We start from the raw sequence: 26,809 nt of genomic DNA on the forward strand, positions 1-26,809 counted from the left end.
GTGGCTTGGTCGAAATGTTTTTAGATGAGGCGTACTGGTCCGCGTTGTTTAAGTTGAGTACGCCTTCTCCTCGAAAACTGCAGTTAGACGATATTTAGGATAATGCTTCTGGATCGCTCATGACTATACCCCTCGACACCGCCACCGCCCTGTCCCCCGCCCGCTCGGTGGTGGTGGAAGCCTGCGCCGGCAGCGGCAAGACCTGGCTGCTGGTGTCGCGCATGCTGCGCCTGCTGCTTGCGGGTGCCGAACCCTCGGAACTGCTGGCGATCACGTTCACGCGCAAGGCGGCGCAGGAGATGACCGACCGCCTGCACGAGTGGTTGCGCGTGCTGACGCTGGAAGATGACGCGACAGTGCGCGCATTCCTGCGCGAACGGGCGGTGGCGGAGGACGAGATCGACGCGCTGCTGCCGCGCGCGCGCGCGCTGCTGGAGACGGTACTGACCGCACAGCCGGGGCCGACGGTGACGACCTTCCACGGCTGGTTTCTCGATCTGCTGAAACGCGCGCCACTAGAAGCCGGGGTGCCGTGGGGCGCGCCGCTGCTTGAGCGCACCCGCCTGCTGCAGGACGAGGTTCGCAACCGCCTGCTGGCGCAATGGGCTGCGGAAGGGTCGCCGCGCAGCGGCGGGACACCCACCGGCGTACTCCTTGCGGGTGCTGCGGAAGGGTCGCCGCGCAGCGGCGGGGCACCCGCCGGCGTACCCCTTGCGGGTGCTGCGGAAGGGTCACCCGAAGGCACTGCATTGCTGGCCTTGCTGGCCGACGTCGGCGAGCATAATCTGCGCGCGCTGCTGGCGCATTTTGTGCAGGCGCGCGCGGAGTGGTGGGCCTACACCGATGGCCAGCTTGATCCGGTGGCGTTTGCCTTGGCGCAACTGCGGCCCGGCCTGGTCGAAGACCTCGACACTGATCCGGTGGCGGCATTCTGGGCCGACGAAGCGATGGCGGCGCGGGTGAAGCGGGTGGGCTTTGCGCTGGAAAAGGGCGGCAAAAGCGAGCGGGTGCGCGCGCCCGAAATTCAGCGCAGCCTGGGCCTGCCGCCCGATGAGGCGCATGTCTCACTCATGAGACACCTGATGACGGCGGGCAAGCGGCGCAAGAAGCAGACGACCAAGGAACTGGAAAAAGCGCTCGGCGCTGAACTCGACACCTACCTGCGCGACCTCGACACGCTGGAAACCGCGCTCGAAACCGTCGCCGCGATCCAGGCCGACCAGCGCATCTGGGCGCTCAATCGCCACGGTCTGCTGCTCGGCCACGCGCTGCTGGCGGCCTATCAGGACGCCAAGCTGCAGCAGGGGGTGATCGACTTCGCCGATGCCGAATGGCTGGCGTGCCGTTTGCTCGCCAGCGAGGAACATGCACCGGCGCTGGCGCTGAAGCTGGACGCGCGCTACCGGCATCTGCTGCTCGACGAATTCCAGGACACCAATCCGCTGCAATGGCAGGCGCTTTCGAGCTGGCTGCTGGAAGCGCGCGGCGCCGACAGCGCGATGACGGTATTCATGGTGGGCGACCCCAAGCAGGCGATCTACCGCTTCCGCCGCGGCGAGGCACGGGTGTTCGATGCCGCGGCGGATTTTCTGCACACGCATTTCGACGCCGCGCGCTTCAGCACCGATATGACGCGGCGACTGGCGCCGGCGGTGGTGGCGGCGATCAACCCGGTGTTTGCCGGTGTGGCGGGCTTTGCCGAGCACACGCACGCGCCGGCAAACGCCCTGCGCCCGGGCGCGCTGCGCAGCCTGCCGGTACAGGTGGAAAAAACAGAAACCGCGACGGCCAATGGTCTGCCCCACACGGGGACTCCGATCCACTACGCGGCCTCCGGCCACGTGTGGAGTCGTATGCGCAATCCGCTCACCACGCCGCAGCCGGAAGCCGACGACCGCGCCGTGCATGAGGAAGCGCGGCAGTTTGCACGGGTGTTGCGCGACGAGGTGCTGGGGCGCTGGGGCGTGACAGATAAAGCCGGCGCCGTGCGCGCGGCGCGGCCCGGCGACGTCATGGCGCTGGTGCGAAAGCGCACCCACCTGCACCTGTACGAGCGCGAACTGAAAGCCGCGGGCATTCCCTTCATCACCTCGCGCCGTGGCGGCCTGCTGCACGCGCTGGAAGCGCAGGACGTGATCGCGCTGATCGAAACCCTGCTGCTGCCGCACGCCGACCTGAAGCTGGCGCACGTGCTGAAGTCCCCGGTCTTCGGCTGCAGCGACGACGACCTGCTGCGGGTGTTCGTGCCCGGCACCGCGCCGCGCGGCTGGGAAGGGCTGATTGCACTGAACGCCGAGCCCGATTGTCCCGCCACGCTCGCGCGCGCGGCGCAGCGATTGACCCGCTGGCGCGCCCACTGCGGCACCCTGCCGGTGCACGACCTGCTCGACCGCATCTACTTTGAAGGAGATGTCGAGGCGCGCTACACCGCCGCCGTGCCGGAGGCGATGCGACCCCAGGTGGCTGCCAACCTGCGCGCCTTCATGCAGCTGGCGCTGACGCAGGATGCGGGGCGCTACCCCACGCTGGCCGGCTTCGTGCGCGAGCTGGCCAGTCTGATCGACGATGCCGATGCCGCGCCCGGCGAGGGGCTGGCGGCCGACGGCGAGAATGCGGTGCGCCTGTTGACCATCCACGGCGCCAAGGGGCTGGAAGCGCCGATCGTCTGGCTCCTGGGCGGCAGCGACCACGCGCGCGGCGACAGCTACGCCGTGCTGGCGCCGTGGCCGCCCGAGGCCGCGCGGCCGGTACATTTTTCGCTGTTCGGCAAACTGGACGACCGGGGCGCGGCACGGCAAGACTGGTTCCAGGACGAGGCGGATCTGGCGCAGCGCGAATCCGACAATCTGCTGTACGTGGCGCTGACCCGCGCCGCGCAGGGGCTGATCGTCAGCGGCGACGCCGACAAGAACGCCTGGCTGGCACGCGTCGACGCCGCCTGGCAAAACCTGGGCCTGCCGGCCGATCTGCCATCCGCCGCCGCCGAGACAACCAGTCCCTCCGCTGTGCCGGTTCGCATCGACGCCCCGGCGGTGGGGCAGCGTATCGCCCCGCCGGCCGTAAGTCCGGCGGCGGCGGGCGGCGAATTGTTCCACGCATGCCTGGAGGCCCATGCGCCGCCCGGCACACCGCGCGACCTGCCCGCGCTGGCGACGCGCCTGGGGCTTGAAGCCGAACTGGATGCCACCGAGGCCGCGGCCCGCACCCTGCTGGCACAGCCGCGGCTGGCGCACCTGTTCGACCCGGCGCGGTATCGACGCGCCCACAACGAGTGGGCGCTGCTGGATGCCGACGGCCGCCTGCAGCGGCTCGACCGCGTGGTGGAGTTCGACGACGCAGTGTGGCTGATCGACTACAAGACCGGCGACGACAGCCGTGCGCTGTCCGATGCGCAACTGGTCGAGCGCCATCGCGCCCAGCTCACCGGCTACCGGATCCTGCTCGCCGAACTCTATGCCGGCAAGCCGGTGCACGCCGCGCTGCTGCTGGCCGATGGCCGCCTGGTCGACATGATGTCCGGCTGAAAACCATGGGTCCGCATTTTTTCTCTTGCCGCCGGCAAGCGGCATTCTCTGACACTGGAGCAACAAACTTGATTGACAAGCCCTTTTCCGAATCCTGCGTGCAGAACCGTGAGCCGATCCTGGCGGTGCTGCGCGAAGTATTTGCCGACTGCCGCCAGCTGCTGGAAATCGGCAGCGGCACCGGCCAGCATGCCGTGTATTTCGGCGCCGAACTGCCGCACCTCGTCTGGCAGAGCGCCGACGTGCCGCCGCATCACCCGGGCATCCGGGCCTGGCTCGACGAAGCCGCGCTGCCCAATGTGCGGCCGCCGATCGCACTCGACGTCAGCCAGCCCGGCTGGCGCAGCGGACGCTACGATGCGGTGTTCTCGGCCAACACCCTGCACATCATGGGCTGGCCCGAGGTGGAACAGTTTTTCGAAGGGGTGGGCGAAGTGCTGGAGGCCGGCGGCGTGCTGGCGGTGTACGGCCCGTTCAATACCGACGGTGCGTTCACCTCGGAGAGCAATGCGCGCTTCGACGCCTGGCTGAAGGCGCGCGACCCCGCCTCCGGGGTGCGCGACTTCGAGGCGGTGGATGCGCTGGCGCGCGCGCAGGGGCTGGTCCTGCAGCAGGACATCGCCATGCCGGCGAACAACCGCACGCTGGTGTGGCGCCGCACAAGCTGAATCCGGCTTTCCCTTACGAAGGGCTTTGCTATAAACAAAGCATTGTGAGGCCGGGGAAAGCCCATGCGTATCGCCGAACTGATCCAGCGCTGGAGCAAGGAAGGACAAGCACGTACCGACGTACATGCCTACACGGTTCATTTGCCACTGCGAGACGCCGCGCGGATCGAAGCCCTGCACATGATGTATCCCGGCTGCAGCGCTTCCCAACTGATGGCCGACCTGATCCGTGCCGCGCTGGACGAACTTGAGGTGGCCATGCCCTACATCCCCGGCAACCGCGTCATTGCCGAAGACGACTACGGCGATCCGATCTACGAAGATCTCGGCCCCACGCCGCAGTTCTATTCGCTGTCGCATGAGATCCTGCGCAAGCTCGCCGCCGAACCGGAAGGCAAGTAGCTATCGAATTAATTTACATTTTTTGCGGGCACGATCCGCCAGGCAAATGTAATCCCTTGTATTGACTGCGGTTTTCGAATCTGGAACGAGACTTGCCGGGTATTTGGCACAACAACTTCTAATGAGGGGAGCGCCATGTACCTCGGCCCGGCTTTTTTTGCGGCCTTTGCCAGCCGGTTTTATATTCCCGGCTTTCTGGTCATGCCCCTCGGCATGCTCATCCCGCACCAACTCGTTTCGCAACTGCTGTTTTCAGTTTTCGCACTGATTTCACTTGTCTCGTTGGCGCGCTCCATCGAACTCGATCCGGTGTGGCCGTGGCGGCCCGAATTCCGCCGCGCGATGAACGGGTTGCTGGGGTGCACGCTGTAAGCCCACGCCATCCATTTGCCGACCGGCCGGCATAAAATGACGGTTTTCCGTTTTGTGAAACCGCCATGCCCGTCAAGCTCGCCGCCCCCGATCCCGCTTCCCTGCTACCCATTGGTGGCGTGCGCCTTGGCATTGCCTCGGCCGGCATCAAGAAACCCGGACGGCGCGACATCACCCTGATCGAGCTTGCGCCGGGCACCCAAGTGGCCGGGGTGTTCACGCAAAACCGCTTCTGCGCTGCGCCGGTCGTGCTGTGCAAGCAGCATCTGACGCATGGCAACATCCGCGCGCTGGTGATCAACACCGGCAACGCCAACGCCGGCACCGGTGAAGAGGGCCTGCGGCGCGCGCGCCAGACCTGCGAGGCGGTGGCCCAACTGATGGGCTGCGCGGCAGAAGCCGTGCTGCCGTTTTCCACCGGGGTGATCCTGGAGCCGCTGCCCATCGACAAGATCCTGCCTGCGCTGCCGGCAGCGCAGGCAGATCTCGCGCCCGACCACTGGTCGGAAGCCGCACACGCGATCATGACTACCGACATCGTCGCCAAGGGCGCGTCGCGCCGGGCGCAAATCGGCGGCAAGACGGTAACGGTGACCGGCATCGCCAAGGGCTCCGGCATGATCCATCCCGACATGGCGACCATGCTGGGCTACGTGGCGACCGACGCGGCCGTCGCCCCCGGCCTGATGCCACAGCTGGTGAAGGCGGTGGCCGATGTGTCGTTCAACTGCGTCACCGTCGACGGCGACACCTCGACCAACGACAGCTTCATCCTGATCGCCACCGGGCAGGCGGGCAACGCAGAAATTTCCGACGCGGCCAGCGCCGACTATGCCGCGCTGAAAGCTGCCTTGAGTGAGGTCGCCATCGAACTGGCGCAAGCAATGGCGCGCGACGGCGAAGGCGCGACCAAGTTCATCACCGTGGCGGTCGAAGGCGGGCGCGACCGCGCCGAATGCAAGCAGATCGCCTACGCCATTGCGCGTTCGCCGCTGGTCAAGACCGCGTTCTTCGCCAGCGACCCCAACCTCGGCCGCATCCTCGCCGCCATCGGCTATGCGGGGGTGACGGACCTCGACGTCAACACGTTGCAGGTGTATCTGGGTGATGTGCTGGTGGCCGAGAAGGGCGGACGGGCCGCCAGCTACACCGAGTCGCAGGGCGCGGCGGTAATGCAGGAAGCCGACATAACCGTGCGCGTGGCGCTCAATCGCGGCAGCGTGGATGCCACCGTGTGGACCTGCGACTTTTCCTACGACTACGTGAAGATCAATGCCGAATACCGTACTTGAGCGAATACCTGAACGGCTGCCGGCCAGACCCGGCGCACGCCAATGAGCCACGGTTCCATCGTCGAAGTTTCCGCTGCGGTGCTGACCCAGGCCGACGGCCGGGTGCTGCTGGCGCAGCGTCCGCAGGGCAAGGTCTACGCGGGTTACTGGGAATTCCCCGGCGGCAAGGTGGAGCCAGGCGAATCGCTGGAAGCCGCGCTGGTGCGCGAACTGCACGAGGAGCTCGGCATCGTCGTCGCCCGCGCCTGCCGCTGGATCACCCGTGTATTCGAATACCCGCATGCCATCGTACGTCTCAATTTTTTCCGCGTGTTCGACTGGCAGGGCGAACCGCACCCGCACGAGGGACAAGTGTTTTCCTGGCAGCAGCCCGATGCGGTCGAGGTGACGCCGCTCCTGCCGGCCAATTTCCCGATTTTGAAGGCCTTGTCGCTACCGCCGCTGCTGGGGATTACGCATGCCGAGTCGCTTGGCGTCGACACCTTCCTCGCGCGCCTCGACATCGCGCTGCACAACGGCCTGCGACTGATCCAGCTGCGCGACAAGACGCTGCCTGAAGACGCCCGGCTGGCACTGACGCGCGAGACGGTGCGCCGCGCCCATCGGTACAGCGCCCGCGTACTGGTCAACGGCACGCTGGAACTGGCGCGCGCAACAGGCGCGGACGGCGTGCACCTCGATTCGACCGCCGCCGCCAAACTGACGGCGCGTCCCGATTGCGGCTGGGTGGGCGTGTCATGCCACGATGCCGCCGAGCTGGCGCACGCCGCCGCGATCGAGGCCGATTTCGCACTGCTGTCGCCGGTGCTGCCCACGCTCACCCATCCGGGCGCCGCCACGCTTGGCTGGGACACCTTTTCCGCACTCGCCGCCGCCAGCCCGATCCCGGTCTACGGCCTCGGTGGGCTGGGGCGGGACGATGCGGCGCTGGCGCAGTCGCACGGCGCGCACGGCGTGGCGCTGCTGCGCGGGGCGTGGACGTGAAACGGGTGCGGCACCGGGATCGCCCGCAAGCCGGGCACCCTGAAGGACATAAAAATCTGGCGGCGGCGTACCCCATGCGGGTGCTGGCGCCACTGCTGCTGCTGGTCGCGCTGGTGGCGATCGCGGCTGCCGGTTACTGGCTGAAGCGTCCGCCCGAGGCAGTGGCGGTGCCCTGCGTCGATCTCTTGGCCGGCTGCGCCTTCAACCACCACGGTGCACCGGCAAGCGTGCACTTTTCGGTGCGGCCGGCGCCACTGGAGGCGTTCGAACTGAACGTCCGTGCAGTGAACGCCGCCCGCATCAGCGCAGAATTCCAGATGGTTGGCATGAACATGGGCTTCAACCGCTACGACCTGCGGCCGGCCGCGAACGGCGTCTGGACCTCGACGGTAACCCTGCCGGCTTGCGTCAGCGGACAGGGCCGCTGGATGTTGTACCTGGACCTGGACGGCTCACGTTACGTGCTGCCCTTCAGCACACAATGAAATTCGCCGCATTGCCCGTCATGTAATCTTCACAATACGCAGCCTATAATCAAAGGCGAATTTTGGGGATACCGACACGATGCCAACAGAACACACCTACAAGCAGTTTGATGCCGAGCTGGAAGCCGTGCGCGCCAGCGTGCTGAAAATGGGCGGCATAGTCGAAGAACAAATCGTCAACGCCGTTGAAGCACTCATTTCGGGCGACATGGATCTGGCCGGGCGGGTTGATGCAAACGACCATAACGTCAATGGACTGGAAGTCGCCATCGACGAGGATTGCACCCGCATCATCGCGTGCCGCCAGCCAACCGCATCCGATCTGCGCATGGTGATGATGGTGGTCAAGACCATCACCGACCTCGAACGCATCGGCGACGAGGCGACCAAGATCGCCCGTATGGCCAAGCTGATCCACCAGTCCGGGCGCATCAGCATGCCGCGCTTCTCCGAAGTCAAATATATGGCGGACATGGTGCTCGACATGCTGCGCAAGGCGCTTGACGCCTTTGCCCGCCTGGACGCCACCAAGGCGGTGGAAATCGCCCGCCAGGACCGGGCGGTGGACGAGGAATTCCGCCTCAACCTGCGCCATCTCATCACCTACATGATGGAAGACCCACGCACCATATCGGTTTTTATCGACATCCTGTTCGTCACCAAGGCGATCGAGCGCATGGGCGACCACGCCAAGAACATGTCGGAATACGTGGTCTACATGGTCAAGGGCAAGGACGTCCGCCACACATCTCTGGAAGAAATTGAAAAAGAAGTGATGTGATTTTTGCAGCGCTCATGCAAACGGGCTCCCGCGCGGGAGCCCGTTTGCATGAGCGCTGCCGGCTTTACCCGCAAGGGGGAGGCCGCGGTTGTATAGCCGATGAATCGGCAACAACCACGCACTAAAGCCGCTGAAGCGTCAACAACCACGCACTATCTTGCAGGCGGCACGTAACCCGCGGCAGCATCGACGTTGCCGCCGCCGAAAAAGTAGCGCTCCATCTGTTCCATCAGGTAGCTGCGTGCCTGCGCGTCGGCCAGGTTGAGGCGATTTTCATTGATCAGCATGGTCTGGTGGCGCTGCCAGCCGGCCCAGGCTTCTTTCGACACGTTCTCGAAAATCTTCTTGCCCATCTCGCCCGGCACCGGCTGGAAGGCCAGGCCCTCGGCCTCGCGCCCGAGCTTCACACAATTCACCATCCGCGTCATTTTCTACTCCTGAAAAAATCAATCGTCCGATTTTAACCCAAGCGGCTTATGGATCAGCGCGGTCTCGATTCGCCGTGCAAACACGCCCATTTCCTTGGCTGCCTGTTTGTCGCCACACGCCTCGGCTACCGCGATGCCCTGCCGGTAGGCCGCCAACGCTTCGCTCCAGGCCTCGCTGTCGACAAGCGCGCGGCCCAATAGCTTCCAGGCAGCGGAATATTTCGGGTCGTGCCCGACCGCTTGGCGCAGGTGTTCGGCCGCTTTAATTGCATCACCCTGCTTGAGATATTCGTTACCAAGCGAGAAGCGCAGCAATGCGTTGTCACGGCCGGCGGCCAGCATGGCTTCGAAATCGGCGATCGATGGCATAAGCTTTTTCTTACTTTCTCCAGAATGCCGGGGTCAGCACCACCAGCAGGGTGAAAAACTCCAGTCGCCCGAGCAGCATAGCAAAGCTGCACACCCAGGCCTGAAAATTCGTCAAAACGGCATAGGTGCTGGTGGGGCCGACCTGTCCCAAACCGGGTCCGGTATTGTTGACCATCGCCACCACCGCGGTGAACGCGGTAAAAACATCCAGCCCGGATGCGGAGAGGATGAGCGACAGGGTAACGATCGAGGCGACATAGATGAACAGAAAAGCCAGCACCGCGTAGATGATCTTGTTGGGCACCGACTGCCGGCCAATCTTGGTGTGGATTTCCGCGTTGGGGTGCACCAGCTTGATCAGTTCGCGATACACCTGCTTATACAGCAGCACCGCCCGCAGCATCTTGATGCCGCCGCCGGTGGAGCCGGAACTGGCGATAAAACTCGACAGAAACAGCATGAACAACGGGGCGAAATAGGGCCACACATTGAAATCGGTGGTGGAAAACCCGAGCGTGGTGGCAATGGAAATGGTGTTGAACGCCGCATAGCGCAGCGCCTCGGGGAAATCGGGGTAAATCCCCTTGTACCGCAGGTAGAACGCCAGCCCGAGAATACTGGCGCCGAGCACGCCGAAGTACCAGCGGATTTCGGTGTCGAAGCGATAAGCCAGCAGATTGCGCATGCGGAACGCCATGAAATGGGTGGAAAAGCTGATCCCGGCGATCAGCGCGAACACCATGACGATGATTTCCAGGGTGAGGGAATCGAAATAGCCCAAGCTGGCGTCGTGCGAGGACATGCCTCCCAGGCTCATCACGCTGAAGGCGTGAATGAGGGCATCCACCCAGCTCATGCCGCCGGCCCACAGCGCCAGGATGCAGAACACCGTGACGATGACGTACACCAGCCACAGTCCCTTGGCGGTTTCCGCCATGCGCGGGGTGAGCTTGCTGTCCTTCATCGGCGTCGGCGTTTCGGCCTTGAACAGTTGCCGGCCGCCAACCCCCAGCATCGGCAGTACCGCCACCACCAGCACGATCACGCCCATGCCGCCGATCCAGTGCATCTGGGTGCGCCAGACATTGATCGAGGGCGGCAGGGCGTCGAGCCCGGACAGCACAGTGGCGCCGGTGGCAGTCAGGCCCGAGACGGCTTCGAAATAGGCGTCGGTGAAGCTGAGGTCGGGCAGGTACGACAGCAGCGGGATGGCGGAAAACAGCGGCAGGATCGCCCAGATCGTCACCACCAGGAGGAAGCCATCGCGGGTATGTAGTTCACGCTTGCCCCTGCGGGAGAAAAGCCACAGCACCACCCCGGACAGAAGGGTGACGACGATCGCCTCGTCGTAGGCCCGGTGCGCACCATCTTCCAGCCCCAGCGAGATCGCCAGCGGCAGCAAAAATGCGGCCGAATAAAGGATCAGCACTTTCGACAGGATGTGGACGACAGGCAATATTTGCGACATGAGTCGATTGGTGCGTGGCGTTTACCCCTTCCGCTTGCGGGGGGGTGGGCTGGATAAAAAAGCGCAGTCTCGTTGCGGCAGACCGGTTTCGGTTAGCGCGATGTTACCAGCGCCCGCCCTCAGCCACGCCAGAAGGCGCGGGTGAACAACACAAATACGGTGATCAGCTCGAGCCGCCCAAGCAGCATGGTGAATGAAAGGGCCCAGGTCTGGAAGTCGTTGAGGCCGGCGTAATTCGTTCCCGGACCGACCTCGTTGAGTCCGGGGCCGGCGTTGTTGATGCAGGCAATGACGGCAGAAAACGCGCTGATGAAATCGAGCCCGCTGGCCAGCAGCAGCAGCGTCATCGTTACGATGGTGGCGATGTACATCATGACGAAGGCCTGGATCGCGAACACGATCTGGTTGGGCACGGCCTGGCCGCCGATCTTGACCGGCAGAAGGGCGGCGGGATGTAGTTGGTGTTCCAGTTCGCGCACGTCCTGACGGAGCATCAGTACCGTGCGGATCATTTTCAGACCGCCGCCGGTGGAACCGGAACTCGCGGTGACACAGCTCAACAACAGCATCCACATCGGCGCAAAGATCGGCCAGCTGTTGAAGTCGGTGCTGGCAAAGCCGCAATCGGTGGCGAGCGAGACCAGGTTGAAGCTGACATGGCGCAGGGCCGTCAGAAACTCCGGATACACGCCGGCCTGCCACACATACAGGCTGATGCCGAGACAGCTCGCGATCACCAGTCCGAGCGTACCGGCCACCTCGGGATCATGCCGGTAGGCCGAAAGGCTGCGCTGGCGGAAGGCCAGAAAATGGGTGACGAAATTGAGCGCCGCCGCCAGCATGAAGAAAATCAGCACTGCCTCGATCAGCGGCGAATCGAAATAGCCGACGCTGGCGTCGTGGGTGGAAAAGCCGCCCAGACTCAACGTGGCGAAGGCGTGGCAGACTGCGTCGAACCAGTTCATGCCGGCAAATTTGAGCGCCAGCACGCAGAGCGCTGTGAGCGCGGCGTACATCGCCCACAGCAGCTTGGCGGTGTCGGCGATGCGCGGGGTGAGCTTGCTGTCCTTGATCGGCCCCGGCAATTCAGCCTTCAGCAGCTGTCGGCCGCCGATTCCCAGCAGCGGCAGGATCGCTACTGCCAGCACGATGATACCCATGCCGCCCAGCCACTGCAGCAGGTGCCGCCACAGGTTGAGCGAAGGCGGCAGGGTGTCGAGCCCGCTCATCACGGTGGCGCCGGTGGTGGTGAGCGCCGAAATGGTCTCGAAATAGGCGTCGGTGAAGCCCATTTCCGGCGCATAGATCATGAAGGGCAAGGTGGCGAAGGCGGGCAGGCCGGTCCACACCAGCAGCACCAGCAGAAAGCCGTCGCGCACCTTGAGCTCGCGCTGCCAGCGCCGCCCGACCAGCCATAAGACAAAACCGGCGGCCAGCGTCACGACAAAGGATTCGTCGAACGCATGCTGCGCCGCATCGTGTGCAAAAAACGCCGTCGCCAGCGGCGCCAGCATGGCGAAGGAAAAAATCAGGATCACCGGACCGAGCACATGCAGCAGAGGCGCGAGACGGTGCATGGAAACTCAGAAGAATCCGAAACCGACCTGGAACAGCTTTTCGACCTTGGGAATGATGCGTTTGTTGAGCGCGAAGACGATGAGATGATCCTCCGCCTCGATCAGGGTATCGTGGTGCGCGATGATGACTTTTTCGCCGCGGATGATGGCGGCGATTGACGAGCCCTCCGGCAACGCCACGTCGCCGATGCGACGTCCCACCACCTTGGAGGTCTTCAAATCGCCATGAACAACGATTTCAAGCGCCTCGGCCGCGCCGCGCCGCAGCGAATGCACCGTCACCATGTCGCCACGGCGGATCTTCGACAGCAGCGGGCCGACCGTCGCCTGCGCCGGCGAAATGGCAATGTCGATCTCGCCGCCCTGCACCAGATTGACGTAGGCCGAACGGTTGATCAGGGCAATCACCCGCTTCGCGCCCATGCGCTTGGCCAGCAGCGCCGACATGATGTTGTCCTCATCGTCGTTGGTGAGCGCGCAGAACACGTCCATCGACTCGATGTTTTCCTGCTCCAGCAGGTCCTCGTCGGTAGCGTCGCCGCACAGCACCAGCGTCCGGTGCAGCTTTTCGGCCAACAGTGTGCAGGTGACCTTGTTGTGGTCGACCAGCTTGACCTCGTAATCGAGCTCCAGGCTCGCCGCCAGGCGCCGCCCGATATTGCCGCCGCCGGCAATCATGACCCGCTTGACCGGGCGCTCCATGCGCCGCAGCTCGCGCATGACGGCAGAAATATCCTGCTTGCGAGCGAGAAAAAAAACCTCGTCTTCCGGCTCGACGACGGTGATGCCCTGCGGCACGATGCCATGATTGCGTCGGTAGATCGCCGCCACCCGGACGTCGATATCCGGCATGTGGCGACGCAGGTCCTGCAATTCGTGGCCGATCAGTGGCCCGCCGTGATAGGCGCGCACCGCCACCAACCGCACCTTGCCGCCGGCGAAATCCAGCACCTGCAGCGCTTCTGGGTGCTCGATCAGGCGGCGCAGGGTTTCGGTGACCTCCTGCTCGGGGCTGATGACATGATCGACGCCGAAATGTTCGGCAAGAAAGCCGACCTCTGTTTCCAGGAAATCGGCCGAACGGAGCCGCACGATGCGCGTTGGCACATTGAACAGAGTCGACGCGATACGGCACGCCACCAGGTTGGTCTCGTCGCTCTGGGTGACCGCCACCAGCATGTCGGCATCGTCCGCGCCGGCCATTTTCAGGATCGAGGGATGGGCGGCATGGCCGCGCACAGTGCGCAGATCGAAGCGATCCTGCAGCAGCGCCAGCCGCTCGACATCCAGGTCGACCACGGTGATGTCGTTGCTTTCGATAACCAGGCTTGCGGCCAGGTTGGCGCCGACCTGGCCGGCGCCGAGAATGATGATTTTCATGATGGGGGGGGCAAGGGATGAGGAATGAGACTGGAACCCGAGGCCTTGCTTCTTGCCGGGAGCCGCTCGCCTCTCACGCCTGACGCCTCGCTCATGTCACAGGTCTTCGTCGAGGCGTCGTCCATGCCGGATGTTCAGCTGTTTGAGCTTGCGGTAGAGGTGGGTGCGTTCCAGCCCCGACTTGTCGGCGACCCGGGTCATGCTGCCGCCTTCCTGCTGGATCAGGTGCTCGAAATAGATGCGCTCGAAAGCGTCGCGCGCCTCGCGCAGCGGAATGTCAAGCGGGATGCCGTGGGCCACCGCGGGGGTCGACTGCTTCATCGGAGCCAGCACGCGATTGACGTCGGCAGCGTCGATTTCGCTCGCCAGCGCGGTGACTGCCAGCGTGCGCACCACGTTGTGGAGCTGCGGCAGGTTGCCCGGCCAGTCGAAGTTGCGCAGCTGATTCAGGGCCGGCGTGGTCAGGCGCCGCACCGGGCAAACGCCTTCCTCCACCAGCTGCGCCAGCATGAAGTTGGCAATTTCGGGCACGTCCTCGCGATGCTCGCGCAACGGCGGCACCTGAATGGCCAGGCTGGACAGGCGGTAATACAGGCGATTGTCGAATTCGCCCGCCACCACCATGGCGTCGAGGCTGCGCCTGGCCGCGCACACCAGGCGCGCGCCGCTGCCCTCGATACGGTCGAGCAGCAGCCCCAGGCCTTTCTGCTCCAGACGCGCCAGCTCGCACACTTCGGGTAGATAGAACGTGCCGTTGCCGAGTGCCTCGACAAAACCAAGCGGATCGGACACCAACCGCGCGCGATCCTTGACCTCGACCCACGGACTGGCGGGCTGGTGCAGGAAACGGGCACAGATTTCAAAGCCGCTACCGGTCTCGCCCTGCAGCAGGACGGGCGCGGTATTGCTGGCAATCTGGGTGAGGCGTTTTTTCAGTTCGAGGATCAGCGGGCTGCGGCCGAGCGCCGACAGATCCATGCCAGGCATGCGGCGGGGCAGGGCGACGCCGCGCTTGATCGCCTTGCTGACGGTATCGATCAGCTTGGCCAGCGAAACCGGCTTTTCCAAAAAATCGGTGGCGCCAAGCCGGGTGGCTTCGACCGCGGTATCGATGGTGCCGTGGCCGGACATCATCACCACCGGCATAGTGAGCTGGCCGCCGGCCGCCCATTCCTTCAGCAGCGTCACGCCATCGGTATCGGGCATCCAGATGTCGAGCAGGACCAGATCGGGACGCCGCAGGGCGCGGAAGGCGCGCGCTGCTTCCGCGTTTTCCGCCAGGTGCACGTCGTAGCCCTCGTCGGTGAGAATTTCCGACAACAACTCACGAATGCCCACTTCGTCATCGACAACGAGAATATGCCCGCTCACGCTTGCTCCCCGGCTGCATTGAAAACAGGCAGTGCGATGCGGATGGCGGCACCGCCCGATTTGAGGTTTTCAATCTGGATTTTGCCATGATGTTCTTCGACGATCTTTTTGACGATGGCCAGGCCCAGACCCGTTCCCTTGGCCTTGGTGGTTGCATAGGGCTCGAACAGCCGCGTCATCAGGTGCTCCGGAAGCCCGGCTCCATTGTCCGTTACGGTCAAATAAACAGCATCGTTATCAAGGTGCGTGCCGACCTCGACCCTCGGCGCGGAATGGCCGGTCAGCGCATCCTGCGCATTTTGCAACAGATTATGAATCACTTGACGCAATAATGTGGAGTCGCCCGCGATGCGCGGCAGGCCAGCATCGAGATTCAGCCGCAGCCCGAGCGCCCTGGCGTCGTACAGCGCCAGCACTTCGCGCACCAGCGCATTCAGATCGGTTGCCTCGAGCCGGGCGCGCGGCATCCGCGCATAGTTGGCGAAAGCATCGACCATGCTTTTCATTGCAGCGACCTGGTTGACGATGGTTTGCGTGGCGCGTGCCAGGAATTCAGCGTCCGCCGCTTCCAGTCGGCCATTCAGCTTGCGCGCGATGCGCTCAGCCGACAACTGGATCGGGGTGAGCGGATTCTTGATCTCGTGCGCCAGCCGGCGCGCCACCTCGCTCCAGGCGGCATTGCGCTCGGCGTCGATCAGCTTGGTGACGTCATCGAACACCAGCACGTAGCCGCGCTCGACTCCGGGCGGCAGGCGGGTGCCGCGCAGCAGCAGCGACTGGTTGCCGCCGTAACCCGCATAGTCGATCTGTTCCTGCCATTCGCCTTCGTGTTCGGCAAAACGCGCCGCAACCGTGGCCCCGAACGCATGCAACGCCTCGTCCGGCTGCCCCAGTTCGGCAAGCGGGTGGGCGTCGAGCGCAGCACCCGCCACCCCGAGAATCTGCGCGGCTGCGCCGTTCACGGTGCGCACCCGCAGCGCGTCGTCGAGCACCACCACGCCAGACGACAGGCTGGCCAGCACGCGCTCCAGAAAGGCCTTGGCCTGCTCGGTCTGCTGATGGTTCCGCGCGACCTGTTCGCGCGCCTCGGACAGCTGGCGCGTCATGCGGTTGAACGACTGGATCAGTACGCCCAGCTCGTCGCGGCTCTTCACCGACGGCATCTGCGAGAAATCGCCCTTGGCCACGGCGCGGGTGCCGCGCGCCAGCGAGCGCAGCGGTGCGCCAAGGCGCTCCGACAGCAAATAGGCGATGACAAGGGTCATCAGCAGCGCCAGCATCAGGGTCAGCGTCAACGCCACACCGTAGATGCGCTTCAGCCCCAGCCGCGACACAGCGATCTGCTGGTATTCCTGGTACGCCAGCTGAACCGCCTGCGCGTCGCGCGCCAGACCGGCGGGCACCGGCTGCACCAGCTGCAGCACGCGCGTTTCGCCGGCCAGCGCGCTGGTATACACCGGCACGATGACGCGCATGATGAGCCCGCGCTCGGCCATTTCCTCGATCCGGCTGTAGGGCTGCTGCTGGCGCACCTGCCACAATACGCTGCGCTCGGGCAGCACCGGTAACAGGGTGCCGCGCTCACCGCTGAGGTGGGCAATGACGCCGCCGCGTTCGTCGAACAGGGTCAGCTCCTGCACCGCGCTCTGCTCGCGCAGAATCGACAGGCTGGTAATGGTCGAGCCGATACCCTCGTCCGACAGGGTCAGCGCCATGCGCTGGGCTTTTTTGCCCAGCTCGCGCAGCAGGTCGTCGAGCGCGGCGTGACCGAGATTGACGCCGGAGGTCAGTGCGTTGTCGACCCGCACGTCGAACCAGGTCTCGATCGAACGGTTGAGAAAGAACACCGAGGCACCATACACCACCAGGCCGGGCAGCATGGCGACGACGCTGAACATCAGCAGCAATTTCAAGGTGAGCTTGGCGCCGAACACCCCGCGGCGGATACGTTTTTGCAGCCACCACAAGCGCCAGCCTAGCAGCGCCAGCAGCGCCACGCCAAGCACGCCGCCACCGATGAACAGGGTGGGCAGGGTGTCGGAGAGGAGGCTGCTGCCGCTGCTGGCATCGAATAGCAGGAACAGCAACACAATGCCCATGATCAGGGCGGCGACAATCAGACTTCGCATCAGGGCAAAGGGGGTGGGGCAGGCAAAGCGGGCGCCTCAAACGACCAGTCGTACCACGGGGTGGAGAATTCCCATTTGTCGCTGGTGACCGCGCCGATAGACAGCGGCTTGGGCAATTGTGCGGTGTCGAGACGCAGGCGCAGGCGGGCGTCGTAATGCTGCCCGGTTTTAAGCGCGCCGCGCTCCAGCACCTGCCAGCTTTCCACCCGCCCCAGCAAGGCCAGCGCTTCGTCCAGCGTGGCGGTAGTCTGCGTGGTGTAGCCGGTTTCAACGACATAGCGGCGCAGCAGCAGGTGGTAATAAATCCGCATCTTGCGAACCGGCTCGGCAATGCTTTCGTCAAACCACCAGTTACGCGGCCGGGTCAGTTCCAGGTTCAGCTGGAAATATAGATTGATGCCGCGGGTCAGCGCGTCTTCCAGAGTCGGGTTGAGTACGACATCGATGTCCGCATCCAGCACATAACCTTGTGGCGAGGCCTGGATAACCGCCTGCCTGACCGCGCCCTTGTCGCTGGCCAACGCGCTGCCCACGCCCAGCCAGCAGCCCAGCCACAGCGCCGCCAGCCAGCGCAAAGCCGGTTCAGGTCTTGCGCAGCAGGGCGTAAAAAAAGCCATCATGCTCGGCAGCGGGCAGCAACGACCCGTCGGACAAAGGTTCAGGAAGCGGACAGCGTTCGGCGTCTCCCACGTGGCGCGCCAGAAACGCACGCACCTGCCCGTCATTTTCTTCATTGAAGACCGAACAGGTTGCGTAGAGCAATGTACCACCCGGGGCCAGCAGCCGCCAGAGCGCCTCCAGCATCACGACCTGCTGCGCGGCAAATTGCGCGATGTCGTCGGGACGGCGCAACCACTTGATGTCGGGGTTGCGGCGCACCACACCGGAGGCGCTGCACGGCACGTCGGCCAGGATGCGATCGAACGGCCGGCCATCCCACCAGGCCTCGGGTTGCGCAGCATCGCCCTGAATGAGCGTGGCGGCGAGTTGCAGCCGCTTGAGGTTTTCCTCCACCCGCGCCAGCCGCGTGACGTCAAGGTCGAGCGCGGTCAGGCTCACATCGGCGCGTTCCAGGATGTGGCCGGTCTTGCCGCCGGGCGCAGCGCAGGCATCGAGCACCCGCAGGGGGTGCGCCGCCAGATGCTCGCTCGGCGGGCGGTCTTGGTGCAGCTCCTGCTCGCCCGGCAGGGGAAAGAGCAGGCGCGCCGCCCACTGCGCGCCGGCGTCCTGCACCGACACGTCGCCCTGATCGAAGCCGGGCAGCGTGTGTACCGGCATCGCCTTGTCGAGGGTGACCGCATCCGGGCCGGTTTGCCGCGCCGGCAGGCCGGCCTCCGCCAGACGCTGCAGGTAGCTCGCCACGTCGCCGTGGCGGCAATTGACGCGCAGGGTGAACGGCGGATGCTGCTGGCTGGCTTCGAGAATGCTCTGCCAGTGCGCCGGATGTGCGGCCTGCAGTTTGGCGATCCACCAGTCGGGGTGCGACCAGCGCGCGCGCGGCTGCTCGTCCGCACGCTTTTCCAGCTCGGCGCGACGGCGCTGAAAATTGCGCAGCACCGCGTTGGCCAGCCCGCGCCGCCAGCCCTCGCCCGCCGCAGTAACCGCGTTGTGCACCACGGCATGCGCCGGCGCCCGGGTGTAGGCCAGCTGGTACAGCGCCACGCGCAGCAGCCAGCCCAGCTCAGGATCGGTCAACGGGCGCTCCAGCAGCGCTTCCAGCCAGGCATCGAGGCGCCCCAGATGGCGCAGGCTGCCATACACGATGTCCTGCAGGGCGCCGCGCTCGCCCGGCGTTTCCAGTTGTTGCAGGCGCCGCGGCAACACCTGGTGCAGTGCCGCGCCGGCAAGCACTTCTTCGAGCGCGCCGGCGGCCAGTTTTTGCAGATCACGCATGGAGGGGCATGCCCCGGTTAGTCGGTTGATTCATGGGATTCCAGCCGCAGCGATAAGCGGCGGATGATAGCAGGCCGGGTGCCAACAGCGGCAGCCCGAAGTTCGGTCTCAGGCGCCGAAACGGGCGCCGGCCGGCAGCGACCGGCCGGCAAGAAACGCCGCAGCCGTCATCCGTTTGCCGCCCGCCGGCTGGATCTCCTGCAAGGCCAGCGCGCCGCTGCCGCAGGCGACCAGCAGCCGGTCTGCCTCCGCCAGCAGCACGGTGCCGGCTTCATCCGATTTTTCATGGGCGGAAGCGCGTAGAAAGTCGGTGTCCTTTGAAGCGCCCGAGCCAGCGACACCGTGCGCCGACCAGATCTTCAGCGGCGCGCCGTCCAGCAGCGTCCATGCGCCGGGCGCCGGATTGTAGGCGCGTACCGCGCGCGCCAGCGCATCGGCGGGCTGGCGCCAGTCGAGCCGGGCTTCTTCCTTGCTCAGTTTGGCGGCATAGGTGGCCTGGGCGTCGTCCTGCGCCTGCGGCACCAGCGCAGGGTAATTCGCCAGCGCCGCGACGATCGCGGCGGCGCCGGCAGCGGCCAGGGTGTCGTGCAGGCTGGCAGCGGTATCGGTTTCAAGGATCGGCACCACCGTTTTGGAGAGCATCGCCCCGGTGTCGAGCCCGGCGTCCATCTGCATGATGGTGATGCCGGTCTCCGGGTCGCCCACCAGGATCGCGCGCTGGATCGGCGCCGCGCCGCGCCAGCGCGGCAGCAGCGACGCGTGGATGTTGAGGCAGCCCAGGCGGGGCAGGTCCAGCACCGCTTGCGGCAGAATCAAGCCGTAGGCGGCAACCACCATGACATCGGCATCCGCCGCGCGCAGTACGGCCTCGGCCTCGGCAGATCTCAGGCTAGCGGGCTGATACAGCGACAGGCCACGCGCCAGCGCCGCCTGCTTGACCGCGCTGGGCGCGAGCTTCATGCCGCGCCCGGCCGGGCGGTCGGGCTGGGTCAGCACCAGGACGATATCGTGCCCGGCGTCCGCCAGGGCGTTGAGGGCGGCCGCCGCAAACGGCGGCGTGCCGGCAAAGACGATGCGCACGGGCCGGCTCAGAGCGACGCGCGCACCGGCGCGGCGTCGGGCCGGTGTTCGCGTGCCTGCTTGGCCAGTTTGGCCCTGATGCGGTTGCGTTTGAGGTTGGACAGATAATCGACGAATATCTTGCCCATCAGGTGATCCATTTCATGCTGGATGCATACCGCCAGCAGGCCGTCGGCGTCCAGCTCGAAAGACTTGCCAACATGATCGAGTGCGCGCACGGTGACGCGCTCGGCGCGCTGGACCCGGTCGAAAACGCCCGGCACCGACAGGCAGCCTTCCTCGCTTTCTTCACGGCCCGCCTGGGCGACGATTTCAGGATTGATGAAGACGCGCAGCGCATCATGGGTTTCGGAAATATCGATGATAATGATGCGCTCGTGGACGTTGACCTGGGTCGCCGCCAAGCCGATTCCGGGGGCCGCGTACATGGTCTCGGCCATGTCGTCGACCAGTTTGCGGATGCGCGCGTCGACTGTGGCCACCGGCTTGGCAACGGTGTGCAGGCGAGCGTCGGGATAATGCAGGATATCGAGTCTGGCCATAAATAAGGTTTACGAATGAAGGGGCTGGGTGCACACTTTGATGCGAAATCCGCATCCAAATTCGCAACGCCCTAAATATAAGGTGGTGGATAGCCGTAAGCTAAGCGCACAGTATATTTTCAACGCAAAATTAGACAAGATTAAAGTGGAGGGTTCCCCCGTGCGTCAATTCGTTATTACTCTTGCCCTGTTGCTGGCGATGCCTGCGTTGGCGGACACCCTGAAACTGCAGGACAACGCACCCGACACCTATGTCGTGGTCAAGGGCGACACCTTGTGGGACATCTCCGGGCGTTTTCTCAAGGATCCGTGGCGCTGGCCGCAAATCTGGAACCTGAATCGCGAAGCGATCAAGAATCCGCACTGGATCTATCCCGGTGACCTCGTTGTGCTCGACCGCAGCGGCAAGGAACCGCGGCTGTCGCTGGTCAAGGGCGGCAACGGCCTGCCGACGGTCAAGCTGTCGCCCGGCGTCCGCGCAACCAACATCGGAGATGACGCCATTCCCGCCATTCCGATCAATGCCATCCACGCCTTTTTGAACCAGCCGCTGCTGGTCAGCCATGACATGCTTGAAAAAGCACCGCAAATCATCGGCACCAACGAGGAGCGTGTCATCATGACCCCCGGCGATACCGTTTACGCGACCAGCGATGAATCGGGCACCACGCGGTGGCAGGTTTATCGCAAAGGCCAGGCCCTGACGAATCCGGACGATGGCGAACTTCTCGGCCATGAAGCGGAATATCTGGGCGATGCGGAAACCGTGGCGCCTGGCAATCCGCAAAAATTGCGGATCACCCGGGTTAGCCAGGAAATCCTCCCCCAGGACAAGCTGATCCCGGCCCGGGAAGATACGCAGTTCGAGTTTGTGCCGCATGCGCCGGAAAAGCCGATTTCCGGCAAGGTAATTTCTGCCTACGGTGTGACGGGACTCGCAAATTCGGGACGTTACCAGACCGTCGTCATCAATCGCGGCACTCAAGACGGCCTCGAACCGGGCCATGTGCTGGCCGTTTACCGCGCTGGTAAAGTGGTAAAAATCGACAAGGCCGGGCACCAGCGCTGGGTTTATCTGGATTCCGGCTGTATCAAGCCCGGAGAAGAAGTCAGCTTCGACCAGTTTTACCAGCCCGGCAAGGTCATGGAAGACTGTAATCCAAGTGCAGAAGTGCAAGCAGGCCCATGGGCCTACCTGGACGTGGGCTGCCTGAAACCGGGCAAGAAGGTCAGTTTCGACCAGTTCTTCGAACCCAGGGAAACCTACGATCAGGGGTGCACGAACAAAAAACAGGCCGAATCGGTGCAGCTTCCGGATGCGCGGACAGGCCTGGTCATGGTGTACCGTGTGTTCGACCGCGTGTCTTACGCGCTCATCATGCAGTCCGAGCGGCCGGTCTACCTGCTCGACACGGTGAAAAACCCCTGAGCATGCGCGCGCCCGAAAGACGTCTCGAGCGTGCCTGACGCCTGGCTGCGCCTCGCCCTCGCTCCGGGCGTCGGCAACACCAGCCTGATCCGCCTGCTGACGGCCTTCGGTTCCCCGGAGGCCGTTTTGGCGTCCGGGCGCGGTGCGCTGGCGGCGCATCTTTCCCGCGCACAATGCGATGCACTGCTGGGCGAACCCGACACCGCGCTGCTTGACGCCGCTCACGCCTGGCTCGCCCGGCCCGGCAACAGCCTGATGACGCTGGCGGACGAGGATTATCCGAAAAGCCTGTTCGAGATTGCCGATCCCCCCGCCCTGCTGTATTGCAAGGGGCGGCGCAGCCTGTTGAATCAGCCCTGCCTCGGCATCGTCGGCAGCCGCAACGCCACGCCGCAGGGCGTACGCGACGCCGAGGCCTTCGCCCACGCGCTGTCCGACGCCGGCCTCACCGTCGTCAGCGGGCTGGCACTCGGCATCGACGCCGCCGCGCACCGCGGCGGGCTGGCCGGCGCCGGCTCGAGCATTGCCATCATCGGCACCGGTCTCGACCGCATTTATCCCGCGCGTAACAAGGCACTGGCGCACCGGCTGGCCGAAAACGGGCTGATCGTGTCTGAGTTCGCGCTCGGAACGGCTCCTCTGCCCGGCCACTTTCCGCGCCGCAACCGGCTGATCAGCGGCTTGAGCCGCGGCGTGCTGGTGGTGGAAGCCGCGCCCAACAGCGGTTCGCTGATCACCGCCCGAGTGGCGACCGAACAGGGGCGCGAGGTGTTCGCCATTCCCGGTTCGATCCATTCGCCGCTGGCGCGCGGCTGTCATGCCTTGATCAAACAGGGCGCCAAACTGGTCGAATCCGCCGCCGACATTCTCGACGAACTGGCGTGGCAGCAGCGGCTGGCACCGCCGGTGCTGCGCCAAGACCGCCCGCAGGACGAGCGTCAGACGGCGCACCCCTTGCGGGTGCCGGCCGAAACCCTGTCAGACCCGATACTGGATGCACTGGACGGCGCGCCGACCACCCTCGACGCGCTGACACAAAGAACCGGGTTGACGCTGGAAGCGCTTTCAGCGAAGCTGTTGGCGCTTGAACTGGACGGGCGGATTGCACCCTTGCCCGGTGGGCGTTACCAAAAAATTCACTGACACTATGCTCGACATCCTGGTTTACCTCTACGAAAGCTTCCGCATGGCGGAACTGGCGCCCGACCGCGACGCGCTGGAAAAGCGCCTGTTTGCCGCCGGTTTCGAAGAAGCCGACATCAACGCCGCGCTCGACTGGTACGCCAACCTCTCCGGCAGCGCCACCCACGAACGGCTGGCACTGGCCTTCGACCGTCATTACGCGCCCGAGGAGCTGGAGCGCCTGAACGACGCCTGCCGCAACGAACTGACCTACCTGGTCTGCGCGCAGGTACTCGACCCCGAATCGCGCGAATGGGTGATTTCCGGCCTGATGGCGCTGGGCGGCGAAGACATCGAACCCGACCACGTGCGCTGGATGACCCTGATCGTGCTGTGGAGCCGCGGACTGATCGAACATTTCACCCACCTGGAAGACATGCTGCTGAACCACGAGCCAGGACGTCTACATTAATAAAGTAAAACCATGTCCAAACTCGTCATCGTCGAATCGCCGTCCAAATCCAAAACGCTGAAAAAATACCTCGGCGCCGACTACGACATCCTCGCCAGCTACGGTCACGTACGCGACCTGGAGCCGAAAACCGGCGCGATCGATACCGAAAATTTCACCATGAAATACCAGGTCATCGAGCGCAACGCCAAACACGTCGAGGCCATCGTCAAGGCCGCCAAAAAGGCCGACGAAGTGCTGCTGGCAACCGACCCGGACCGCGAAGGCGAGGCGATTTCCTGGCATATCAGCGAAATCCTCAAGGAGCGCAAGGTCAAGACGCCGATGAAGCGGGTGGCGTTTTACGAGATCACCGAATCCGCCGTCCAGGACGCGGTGCGCAATCCGCGCGAGATCGCGACCGACCTGGTCAACGCACAGCAGGCACGCCGTGCGCTGGACTATCTGGTGGGCTTCAACCTGTCGCCACTGCTGTGGCGCAAGATCAGCCCCGGTTTGAGCGCCGGCCGCGTGCAGTCGCCCGCCCTGCGCATGATCGTCGAGCGCGAGCTGGAGATCGAGGCTTTCGTGCCGCGCGAATACTGGACGCTGCATCTCGATACCCACAAGGGCGCGCAGGCCTTCATGGCCAAGCTCACTCACTTCAAGGGCGAAAAGATCGAGCAGTTCACGGTCGAGCACGAAGCGCGCAGCACGGAATGGCTGGCGATGCTGGAGGGCCGCGATGCCACGGTGATGCGCATCGAAAAGAAGCGCCGCGCGCGCCATCCCGGCGCCCCGTTCACCACCTCGACGCTGCAGCAGGCCGGGGTGCGCCAGCTTGGCATGACCACCGACCGCGTGATGCGCACCGCGCAGCAGTTGTATGAAGGCATCGACCTCGGCGAAGGCCCGGTCGGCCTTATCACCTACATGCGGACCGACTCGGTCAATCTGGCGCAGGAAGCAATCACCGACATCCGCAAGTATGTGGGCGCCAACTTCGAAAAAGATTACCTGCCGCCAGCCGCCATTGCCTACAGGGCCAAAACCAAGAACGCGCAGGAAGCCCACGAAGCCGTGCGTCCGACCGCGGTGGTCCGCACGCCGGAAGCGGTCAAGCCATTTCTTTCACCCGACCAGGCACGGCTCTACGAACTGATCTGGAAGCGCACCGTCGCCTGCCAGATGACACCGGCGCAGTTCGACACCGTTGCCGCCGACATCACGGTGGGCGAAGGCACCTTCCGCGCAACCGGGCAGACGCTGGCGTTCGCCGGTTTTCTTGCCGTCTACCAGGACGATGAGGAAGAGGCGGAGTCCAAGCTGCCCGCGCTGATCGAGGACGAAACCCTGCCGGTCGACAGGCTCTACGGCGAACAGCACTTCACCCAGCCGCCGCCGCGCTACACCGAAGCCAGCCTGGTGAAGGTACTGGAGGAATACGGCATCGGCCGCCCGTCCACCTATGCCAGCATCATTTCCACCCTGCAGGACCGCGAATATGTAGTGCTGGAAAAGAAGCGCTTCCAGCCGACCGATGTCGGCCGGCTGGTCAACTGCTTCCTTACCCGTCATTTCGGCCACTACGTCGACTACGACTTCACCGCCAGACTGGAAGACAAGCTTGACGATGTGTCGAATGGCAAGCGCGAGTGGACGGGCCTGTTGGGCGAGTTCTGGGGCGCATTCGACGGCGACCTCAAAGCCAAGCAGAGCGTCGAGCGCGGCTGCCCGATTTCGGAGGCCTGCCCCAAGTGCGGCAAACCGCTGTTCATGCAGGCAAGCAAGCGCGGCCTCTTTATTGGCTGTTCCGGCTACCCGGAATGCGATTACACACGGCCGCTGCATGCGGCCACCGCGGAGGGCGACAACATCCTGGGCCAGGACCCGGCCAGCGGGCTCGATGTCAAGCTGCTTTCCGGCCGCTTCGGTCCCTATGTGCAGATCGGCGAGATGCCGGAGGACAAGAAGGCGCCGAAGCCTCGCCGCGCGTCGTGGCCGAAGGAAATCCCGCTGGAAAACGCGACACTTGAACTGGCGCTGAAATTCCTCTCGCTGCCGCGCGAGGTCGGCCATCACCCGGTTACCGGCCTGCCGATCGTCGCCAACAACGGTCGTTTCGGCCCCTATCTGCTGCACGACGACAAGTTCAAGTCGATTCCCAAGACCGACAGCGTGTATGAAATCGACCTGCCGCGTGCACTCGAAGTGCTGGTGATGGAGCGCGCGCCGCGCGGTGCCGATTCAGCCGCCTCGCTGCTGAAAAACCTTGGCCCGCACCCGGAGGATGGCAAGGACATCACCGTGCGCAGCGGCCGCTATGGCCCCTACGTGAAGCACGGCAGCACCAACGCCACCCTGCCCAAGGACATTACGCCGGAAGAGATCACCCTGGACGAGGCGCTCGAGCTGATCGCCGCGCGCGTCGCCAAAGGGCCGGTCAAGAAACCAGTAAAAAAGGCCGCCACCAAACCCGCGGCGGCGAAGAAACCAAAAGCCGCCGATGCGGCCGCAGCGAAAAAACCCGCCGTTAAAAAGGCGGCCACCAAAAAAACCATCGTCAAAAAGCCCGCCAGCAAAAAAACCTCCGTATGAGTTCGCCCCCCATCCTGCTCATGGTTAATGCCTTCATCGGCACGGCCAGCTACAAAAAACTGTATCAGGAACTGGGGTACGCAGTCGTTACCGAATGGTCGGAGCGCCGTGCCATCAGTCTGGTGCGCAAAACGCCGCCCGCCGTGATCGTGGCTGATTTTTACCACCAGGCCGATTTCCGCGACCGCCTCTCCAACCTCGAATCCCTGCTGGCCACGGCGCAAAGCATACCGAATACCCGTATCCTGGTTTTTTATGAAACGGCTCACCAGGCTGTGCTGGACAAAGTCAGCGCCCGTCTCCGCATCGACGCCGCCTTCTCCCTGCCGGTTCAGGAAGAACAACTGCGCACCACCCTGCGGGCCTGGCTTGGCAACACCGCGCCACCTTGAACCGGAATTAAACTTTTATTGGGGTTGCCCATTAAACCTCCGCCTTCTGTGGAGACGATCGATCATGCTGCG

At 64.4% G+C, this 26,809-nt stretch carries 24 protein-coding genes; 13 read left to right on the forward strand and 11 right to left on the reverse strand.

The genetic code is table 11. The annotated features are described in order from the left end of the window. Window positions 1-119 precede the first annotated feature (119 nt). From ACZ41T_RS09460 to phoU, 8 genes are all read left to right on the forward strand, one after another. Window positions 120-3,524 (forward strand): UvrD-helicase domain-containing protein, encoded by a 3,405-nt coding sequence (locus tag ACZ41T_RS09460; protein ID WP_464921146.1) that lies wholly within the window; start codon window positions 120-122, stop codon window positions 3,522-3,524. Window positions 3,525-3,592: 68 nt separating this feature from the next. Continuing rightward, window positions 3,593-4,192: a DUF938 domain-containing protein gene (locus tag ACZ41T_RS09465; RefSeq protein ID WP_464921147.1), complete on the forward strand. Its 600-nt coding sequence runs from the start codon at window positions 3,593-3,595 to the stop codon at window positions 4,190-4,192. Window positions 4,193-4,255: 63 nt separating this feature from the next. Next, window positions 4,256-4,594 carry a type 1 pili tip component gene (locus ACZ41T_RS09470; protein WP_464921148.1) on the forward strand — a complete coding sequence of 113 codons (339 nt, stop codon included), beginning with the start codon at window positions 4,256-4,258 and terminating at the stop codon, window positions 4,592-4,594. A gap of 135 nt (window positions 4,595-4,729) precedes the next feature. Continuing rightward, window positions 4,730-4,966, forward strand: a complete 237-nt coding sequence (locus ACZ41T_RS09475) for a hypothetical protein (RefSeq protein ID WP_464921149.1) — start codon at window positions 4,730-4,732, stop codon at window positions 4,964-4,966. A 65-nt stretch (window positions 4,967-5,031) separates the two neighbouring features. Then, window positions 5,032-6,258 carry a bifunctional glutamate N-acetyltransferase/amino-acid acetyltransferase ArgJ gene (gene argJ / locus ACZ41T_RS09480; RefSeq protein ID WP_464921150.1) on the forward strand — a complete coding sequence of 409 codons (1,227 nt, stop codon included), beginning with the start codon at window positions 5,032-5,034 and terminating at the stop codon, window positions 6,256-6,258. Between the two features lie 42 nt (window positions 6,259-6,300). After that, a complete protein-coding gene (locus ACZ41T_RS09485) occupies window positions 6,301-7,242 on the forward strand; it encodes a Nudix family hydrolase (protein WP_464921151.1) in 942 nt (313 codons plus the stop codon). Next, window positions 7,239-7,727 carry a hypothetical protein gene (locus ACZ41T_RS09490; protein WP_464921152.1) on the forward strand — a complete coding sequence of 163 codons (489 nt, stop codon included), beginning with the start codon at window positions 7,239-7,241 and terminating at the stop codon, window positions 7,725-7,727. The genes ACZ41T_RS09485 and ACZ41T_RS09490 overlap by 4 nt, the downstream gene beginning before the upstream one ends. A 79-nt stretch (window positions 7,728-7,806) precedes the next feature. Beyond that, complete coding sequence (phoU, locus tag ACZ41T_RS09495) at window positions 7,807-8,508, forward strand: phosphate signaling complex protein PhoU (protein ID WP_464921153.1); 702 nt, start codon at window positions 7,807-7,809, stop codon at window positions 8,506-8,508. Window positions 8,509-8,660: 152 nt separating this feature from the next. On the opposite strand, the gene ACZ41T_RS09500 is transcribed toward phoU, so the two are convergent. The 11 genes from ACZ41T_RS09500 to def form a co-directional block, all read right to left on the reverse strand. Next, window positions 8,661-8,936, reverse strand: coding sequence for an oxidative damage protection protein (locus ACZ41T_RS09500; protein WP_464921154.1), 276 nt, complete (start codon window positions 8,934-8,936; stop codon window positions 8,661-8,663). Between the two features lie 18 nt (window positions 8,937-8,954). After that, on the reverse strand, window positions 8,955-9,278 hold the full coding sequence (locus ACZ41T_RS09505; protein ID WP_464921155.1) for a tetratricopeptide repeat protein: 324 nt from the start codon (window positions 9,276-9,278) through the stop codon (window positions 8,955-8,957). Window positions 9,279-9,315: 37 nt separating this feature from the next. Further along, window positions 9,316-10,773: a TrkH family potassium uptake protein gene (locus ACZ41T_RS09510; protein WP_464921156.1), complete on the reverse strand. Its 1,458-nt coding sequence runs from the start codon at window positions 10,771-10,773 to the stop codon at window positions 9,316-9,318. Between the two features lie 119 nt (window positions 10,774-10,892). After that, window positions 10,893-12,350 (reverse strand): TrkH family potassium uptake protein, encoded by a 1,458-nt coding sequence (locus tag ACZ41T_RS09515; protein WP_464921157.1) that lies wholly within the window; start codon window positions 12,348-12,350, stop codon window positions 10,893-10,895. Window positions 12,351-12,356: 6 nt separating this feature from the next. Further along, a complete protein-coding gene (trkA, locus tag ACZ41T_RS09520; protein WP_464921158.1) occupies window positions 12,357-13,730 on the reverse strand; it encodes a Trk system potassium transporter TrkA in 1,374 nt (457 codons plus the stop codon). A gap of 96 nt (window positions 13,731-13,826) precedes the next feature. Beyond that, window positions 13,827-15,101, reverse strand: a complete 1,275-nt coding sequence (locus ACZ41T_RS09525) for a sigma-54-dependent transcriptional regulator (protein ID WP_464921159.1) — start codon at window positions 15,099-15,101, stop codon at window positions 13,827-13,829. Further along, a complete protein-coding gene (locus ACZ41T_RS09530; protein WP_464921160.1) occupies window positions 15,098-17,230 on the reverse strand; it encodes a sensor histidine kinase in 2,133 nt (710 codons plus the stop codon). Before ACZ41T_RS09530 ends, ACZ41T_RS09525 begins: the two co-directional genes overlap by 4 nt. Then, window positions 17,230-17,805 (reverse strand): DUF4390 domain-containing protein, encoded by a 576-nt coding sequence (locus tag ACZ41T_RS09535; protein ID WP_464921161.1) that lies wholly within the window; start codon window positions 17,803-17,805, stop codon window positions 17,230-17,232. Before ACZ41T_RS09535 ends, ACZ41T_RS09530 begins: the two co-directional genes overlap by 1 nt. A 7-nt stretch (window positions 17,806-17,812) precedes the next feature. Continuing rightward, on the reverse strand, window positions 17,813-19,123 hold the full coding sequence (gene rsmB / locus ACZ41T_RS09540) for a 16S rRNA (cytosine(967)-C(5))-methyltransferase RsmB (protein ID WP_464921162.1): 1,311 nt from the start codon (window positions 19,121-19,123) through the stop codon (window positions 17,813-17,815). Between the two features lie 108 nt (window positions 19,124-19,231). Then, window positions 19,232-20,203: a methionyl-tRNA formyltransferase gene (gene fmt / locus ACZ41T_RS09545; RefSeq protein WP_464921163.1), complete on the reverse strand. Its 972-nt coding sequence runs from the start codon at window positions 20,201-20,203 to the stop codon at window positions 19,232-19,234. 8 nt (window positions 20,204-20,211) lie between these two features. After that, window positions 20,212-20,745, reverse strand: a complete 534-nt coding sequence (gene def / locus ACZ41T_RS09550) for a peptide deformylase (protein ID WP_464921164.1) — start codon at window positions 20,743-20,745, stop codon at window positions 20,212-20,214. 160 nt (window positions 20,746-20,905) lie between these two features. Here def and ACZ41T_RS09555 point away from each other — a divergent pair, with 160 nt between their 5' ends. The 5 genes from ACZ41T_RS09555 to ACZ41T_RS09575 are packed head-to-tail and all read left to right on the forward strand — an operon-like array spanning window position 20,906 to window position 26,737. After that, window positions 20,906-22,174: a LysM peptidoglycan-binding domain-containing protein gene (locus ACZ41T_RS09555; protein WP_464921165.1), complete on the forward strand. Its 1,269-nt coding sequence runs from the start codon at window positions 20,906-20,908 to the stop codon at window positions 22,172-22,174. Window positions 22,175-22,204: 30 nt separating this feature from the next. After that, window positions 22,205-23,317 carry a DNA-processing protein DprA gene (gene dprA / locus ACZ41T_RS09560; protein ID WP_464921166.1) on the forward strand — a complete coding sequence of 371 codons (1,113 nt, stop codon included), beginning with the start codon at window positions 22,205-22,207 and terminating at the stop codon, window positions 23,315-23,317. 4 nt (window positions 23,318-23,321) lie between these two features. Next, entirely contained in the window at window positions 23,322-23,768 is a 447-nt protein-coding gene (locus ACZ41T_RS09565; RefSeq protein ID WP_464921167.1) for a Smg family protein, read from the forward strand. Window positions 23,769-23,780: 12 nt separating this feature from the next. Next, window positions 23,781-26,345, forward strand: a complete 2,565-nt coding sequence (topA, locus tag ACZ41T_RS09570; protein ID WP_464921168.1) for a type I DNA topoisomerase — start codon at window positions 23,781-23,783, stop codon at window positions 26,343-26,345. After that, a complete protein-coding gene (locus ACZ41T_RS09575; RefSeq protein WP_464921169.1) occupies window positions 26,342-26,737 on the forward strand; it encodes a hypothetical protein in 396 nt (131 codons plus the stop codon). The genes topA and ACZ41T_RS09575 overlap by 4 nt, the downstream gene beginning before the upstream one ends. Window positions 26,738-26,809 lie beyond the last annotated feature (72 nt).

The sequence above is a fragment of the Thiobacillus thiophilus genome, assembly GCF_055378705.1.